The sequence below is a fragment of the Mesorhizobium sp. M4A.F.Ca.ET.020.02.1.1 genome (genome assembly GCF_004022645.1).
GTDB lineage: Bacteria > Pseudomonadota > Alphaproteobacteria > Rhizobiales > Rhizobiaceae > Mesorhizobium.
Genome location: NZ_RZOI01000464.1, coordinates 1 through 4,997 on the forward strand (window position 1 = coordinate 1; position 4,997 = coordinate 4,997).

General features: G+C 63.9%; 5 protein-coding genes. 3 read left to right on the forward strand and 2 right to left on the reverse strand.

The window, feature by feature from the left end; genetic code table 11:
- The 3 genes from EN742_RS24185 to EN742_RS24195 all read left to right on the forward strand — a co-directional run.
- Nucleotides 1-286: EAL domain-containing protein (locus EN742_RS24185; protein WP_148670223.1), on the forward strand; the 286-nt coding region annotated here is incomplete at its 5' end.
- Nucleotides 287-443: 157 nt separating this feature from the next.
- Nucleotides 444-2,495: an elongation factor G gene (locus EN742_RS24190; protein WP_126058747.1), complete on the forward strand. Its 2,052-nt coding sequence runs from the start codon at nt 444-446 to the stop codon at nt 2,493-2,495.
- Nucleotides 2,496-3,166: 671 nt separating this feature from the next.
- On the forward strand, nt 3,167-3,664 hold the full coding sequence (locus EN742_RS24195; RefSeq protein WP_126058746.1) for an isoprenylcysteine carboxylmethyltransferase family protein: 498 nt from the start codon (nt 3,167-3,169) through the stop codon (nt 3,662-3,664).
- 54 nt (nt 3,665-3,718) lie between these two features.
- Here EN742_RS24195 and EN742_RS24200 read toward each other — a convergent pair whose 3' ends face one another.
- Together EN742_RS24200 and EN742_RS24205 are read right to left on the reverse strand one after the other, a co-directional pair.
- Nucleotides 3,719-4,615 carry a LysR family transcriptional regulator gene (locus EN742_RS24200; protein ID WP_126058745.1) on the reverse strand — a complete coding sequence of 299 codons (897 nt, stop codon included), beginning with the start codon at nt 4,613-4,615 and terminating at the stop codon, nt 3,719-3,721.
- Between the two features lie 74 nt (nt 4,616-4,689).
- Nucleotides 4,690-4,997: FAD-dependent oxidoreductase (locus EN742_RS24205; RefSeq protein ID WP_189375544.1), on the reverse strand; the 308-nt coding region annotated here is incomplete at its 5' end.

Sequence of the window (4,997 nt, forward strand, 5' to 3'; positions counted from 1 at the left end):
TCTCAAGACCTTGCCCATCGACAGTATCAAGACCGACCGATCCCATATCAGCAGCCTCGCCCACGATCAGGTGGCCCAGATCTTCGTCTCGGCGCTGGCGCAGATCGCACGCATCCAGCATGTCACCATCGTCGCCGAAGGCGTCGAGACGGAAGAGGAGTTCACCCTCGCCAGGGCAGCCGGCTGCAACCGCTTCCAGGGCTATTTCTTCGGCAGGCCGGCACCGCGCCAAAAGGCCGGCGCTCTCCCCGCCGCCGATGCCGCAGCGCTGGCCCTGATCGCCTGAGGGCACAAAGCCGGCAAAATTTCCTATTTTCCTTGCCCTCCCCGCGAACCCGTGGGACGATGGCGTTGGGCAGGTGGCGATTGAAAAGAAGCCCCGCCCGCGACGGCCGAACAGGCCGGCCGCCGCTCACAGGGAAACGCCTGAGTGGAGGTCAGCCATGGGTACTCGCGCCGGAGGACGACGCACGGGACCGAAATGCATAGCCATAGTCGGTCCCTTCGCAAGCGGTAAGACGACACTTCTCGAAGCAATCCTCGCCCGGACGGGCGCCATTCCCCGCCAGAATCCCGTTTCATCAGGCAGCACAGTTTCCGATCATTCGGCCGAGGCCCGCGCCCACGCCATGAGCGTCGAGGCGACCTTCGCCACCACGGAATTCATGGGCGAGCAGCTCACCTTCGTCGATTGTCCCGGCTCGATCGAGTTCGCCTTCGAGGCCGAACCGGTGCTTGCCGCCTGCGATGCCGCCGTTGTCGTGGCCGAAGCCGACGAGAAGAAGATCCCCGCGCTGCAGCTCATCATGCGCAAGCTCGACGATCTTGGCGTGCCGCGCATCCTGTTCCTGAACAAGGTCGACAAGGCGATCGCCGGAGTGCGCGACACGCTGAAGATGCTGCAGCCGGCAAGTTCGGTGCCGCTGCTGCTGCGCCAGATTCCGCTGCGCAAGGACGGTGTCGTCATCGGTTCGATCGATCTCGCGCTGGAGCGGGCCTACATCTACCGCGAATATGCCGAAAGCCAGGTCGCTGACATCCCAAGCGACGACAAGGCTCGTGAGCTGGAAGCCCGCTTCTCCATGCTGGAGACGCTCGCCGACCATGACGACCAGTTGATGGAGCAGCTGCTCGAGGAGATCGAACCGCCGAAGGATGCCATCTTCGACGATCTCGCCGCCGATCTTCGCGCCGGCGCGGTGACGCCGGTGCTGATTGGCACCGCCGAGAAGGGCAATGGCGTGCTGCGTCTCCTGAAGGCGATCCGCCATGACGCGCCCGACATCGAGGCGACCCGCAAGCGCCTTGGCGCGCCCGACGGCAACCAGACCGTTGTCCAGGTGATGAAGACCATCCACACCGCCCATGGCGGCAAGCTGTCGGTCTCGCGGGTGCTGTCCGGGCAGCTCGCCGACGCGGCCGAGCTTTACCTCTCGAACGGCGAAAGCGCCAAGGTCTCCGGCATCTACAAGATGCTTGGCAAGGATCAGCTGAAGCTCGCCTCCGCCAAGACCGGCGACACCGTCGCGCTGGGCAAGCTCGACAACGTCAAGACCGGCCAGACGCTGAGTTCGGTCAAGGGCGGCAGCAAGCCGCTGGTCACGCTGGAGCCACCGCAGCCGGTGTTCGCCTTCGCGCTGCGGCCGAAGGAGCGCAAGGACGAGGTCAAGATGTCGGCCGCCATCCAGCGCCTGGCCGAGGAGGATCCCTCGCTCAGCCTGCGCCACAACCAGGACTCCGCCGAGACTGTGCTGTCGGGACATGGCGAAATGCACCTGCGGGTCGTGCGCGAGCGGCTCGAGGGCAAGAACCAGATCCCGGTCGAGGGCCACGCTCCGGCCGTGCCCTATCGCGAGACGATCCGCAAACCGGCGCAGCAGCGCGGCCGCCACAAGAAGCAGTCCGGCGGCCACGGCCAGTTCGGCGACGTGGTGATCGAGATCAAGCCTCTGCCGCGCGGCACTGGCTTCCAGTTCACCGACACCATCACCGGCGGCGTGGTGCCGAAGACCTACATTCAGTCGGTGGAGACAGGCATACGCGACTATCTGAAATCGGGACCGCTCGGCTTCCCCGTGGTCGATGTCGCAGTCAATCTCTCGGACGGCTCGTACCATGCCGTCGACTCCTCCGACATGGCCTTCCAGATGGCGGCCAAGCTGGCGATGAAGGAGGGCATGGCTGCCTGCTCGCCGGTGCTGCTCGAGCCGGTGATGAAGGTCGAGATCGTCACACCGTCCGACGCGACATCGAAGATCATCGCGTTGATCCCGCAGCGGCGCGGCCAGATCCTCGGTTATGACGCGCGGCCTGATTGGCCGGGATGGGATGTCGTCGAGGCGACCATGCCGCAGGCCGAGATCGGCGATCTGATCATCGAGTTGCGCTCGGCAACCGCCGGCGTCGCCAGCTATCGGGCAGCCTTTGACCACATGGCCGAGCTTACCGGCCGGCTGGCCGACGAAGCGATGAACGCCAGCGGCAAGGCTGCCTGAACGGGACTTGTTGTGGCAGACACGCAAACGGCGCCCGGACTATCCGGACGCCGTTCTTATTGCGGACCGTCTTCCTGGGAGGCAAACGGCAGGTCCGCCGCAGCGGGAAATGGTTCGGACGCGGTAGCCGCCTGAGCCCGGTCCGTCCGAGTGATGCCCCCATCTCCCGGACCGACCAAACCGCGTCCTATGATCTGCTTATTCGATAGAGTGCGTCTTCGCCATGTTACCAGAGGTTACATGTCACTGTTACGTGGCAGTGCCGATCGATTTTCCGCCGCATCCGTGGACTGCGGGCAACAAAAAAGCCGGATCAATAAAGATCCGGCTGAGTTTGATTGGAAGTGCCTGTTGAGGCTAACCTCCAGAGGGGAACACTCGAGGGCGCTAATGGGAGGAGAACGCGCCCAGGAGATGATCTATATATGTGCTCATCATGCCCAAGAAACAAGCATCTATTTTGCAACACACGCATGCAAAAAGGCGCAGGCTGTGGTCCAACCCACTACCGGGCTCAATAGGACCAGGAAAATCGGTGGAATCGAGCGCGACTCAGGGTCAAAGTCGCTGCCGAAACCTTCATCAGGGTCGTTTCCAATCGGAAAATGCGAACGCCGCCAAATGATGTGGATTCGAGCAGCCCCAGTCCATTTTTGCGGCAAGGGCGCCTGATGCGTACATTTTCAGCAATCGCCGGCAGCGCGCTGTTCCTTGTCGTGGCCCCCGGCGTCGTTGCCGGGCTGGCGCCTTTTCTTTTGACGAACCGCTACCAGCTGCCGCTGTCGACGGTGCCGGCCTTCGTTCCTGTCGGCTGGGTGCTGGTTGTGGGAGCGACAGCCATGCTGCTGCACGCCTTCACCCGCTTCGCGCTCGAGGGCCTTGGCACGCCGGCCCCGGTGGCGCCGACCGAACGGCTGGTTGTCAGCGGCATCTACCGTTACGTGCGCAATCCGATGTACGTCGCCGTGCTGTCGATCATCCTCGGCCAGGCGCTGTTGTTCTCGAGCTGGACGCTCGTCGCCTACGGCGCCGTGGTCGGCGCCGCCATGGTCTCGTTCGTCAGGCTCTACGAAGAGCCGACGCTCGCCCGTCGCTACGGCGCCGAGTACGAGGCCTACCGTCGCGCCGTCCCCGGCTGGCTGCCGCGGCTGACGCCATGGCGCGGGTGATCCGACAAACCGGAGGTTCAGGTCAGGCCGGTCTCGCCTGGATTTCGACGCACCCTAGAAGGACCAGCTGCGCGCCTTGGCGATGATGAAATCGCGAAAGACATGCAGCTTGGCCTGGTTCTTCATCGCGTCCGGATAGGCGAAATAGGTATCGAAGGACGGCACCTCCGTCTCCGGCAGGAGCTGGATCAGGCCCGAATCCTTGTTGATCACGTAGTCGGGCAGCATGGCGATGCCGGCGCCACCCTGCACCGCGCGCTTGATCGACAGGATGTCGTTGATCTGCAGCGTCGGCACTCTTTGCCCATTTTCGAAATCGCCGACCGTCTCCAGCCAGTTTAGCTCCGACAGGTGCGACGGCACCGGCACGCCGAAGGTGACGATGCGATGGTTCCGAAGCTCGGCGATCGAGGCCGGTTTGCCGTATCTGCTGATGTAGGAGGGCGCCGCGTAGAGATGGAAATGCACGGTGAACAGGCGGCGCTGGATGAGATCCGGCTGCTGCGGCTGACGCAGCCGGATGGCGCAGTCGGCCTGGCGCATGGTGAGGTCGAGCTCTTCGTTGGCGAGAATCAGCTGCAGGCTGATCTCGGGATAGAGTTCGATGAATTCCTGCACGCGTTCGGTCAGCCAGCCGGCACCAAGACCGACCGTGGTCGTCACCCTCAGCACGCCGGACGGCCGATCCTTGGCCTCGGTCAGCCGCGATTTGATCGTCTCCAGCTTCATCAGCACGTCGTGCGCCGTGCGGAACAGCATTTCGCCCTGCTCGGTCAGCACCAGGCCGCGCGCGTGGCGGTGGAACAGCGCCACGCCGACATCATGCTCCAGCGCACTGACCTGACGCGAGATCGCCGACTGCGACAGGTGCAACGTCTCGGCGGCATGGGTGAACGACCCAGCCTCCGCCGCAGCGTGAAACACGCGAAGCTTGTCCCAGTCCAGCGCCATGGTTTCCCCTCGTATCGTTTTCTGGCGTCTGAATGAAAAATCAGGCTTTTAAACGGCTTTTCTCAGCCGTTTTGTTATTCCGCCGCCTCGCGGTGCACCTCGATCCCGGCGAGATATTTTTCAGCCTCGAGCGCGGCCATGCAGCCGAGTCCGGCCGCCGTCACCGCCTGCCGGTAGATGTCGTCGGTGACGTCGCCGGCGGCGAACACACCGGGCACGTCGGTGCGGGTCGAGTCCGGCGCTGTCCACAGATAGCCGTTCGGCTTCTGCTTCAGCTTGCCGACGAACAGCTCGACCGCCGGCGCATGGCCGATCGCCACGAACACGCCATCGACCTTGAGCCGCGTCACCTCGCCGGTCACGACATTGCGCAGCGTCAGCC

Excerpts from the sequence above, each read along its gene's own strand:
- EN742_RS24190 (WP_126058747.1), top strand. The coding sequence starts at position 444 with ATGGGTACTCGCGCCGGAGGACGACGCACGGGACCGAAATGCATAGCC.
- EN742_RS24200 (WP_126058745.1), bottom strand. The coding sequence starts at position 4,615 with ATGGCGCTGGACTGGGACAAGCTTCGCGTGTTTCACGCTGCGGCGGAG.
- EN742_RS24195 (WP_126058746.1), top strand. The coding sequence starts at position 3,167 with ATGCGTACATTTTCAGCAATCGCCGGCAGCGCGCTGTTCCTTGTCGTG.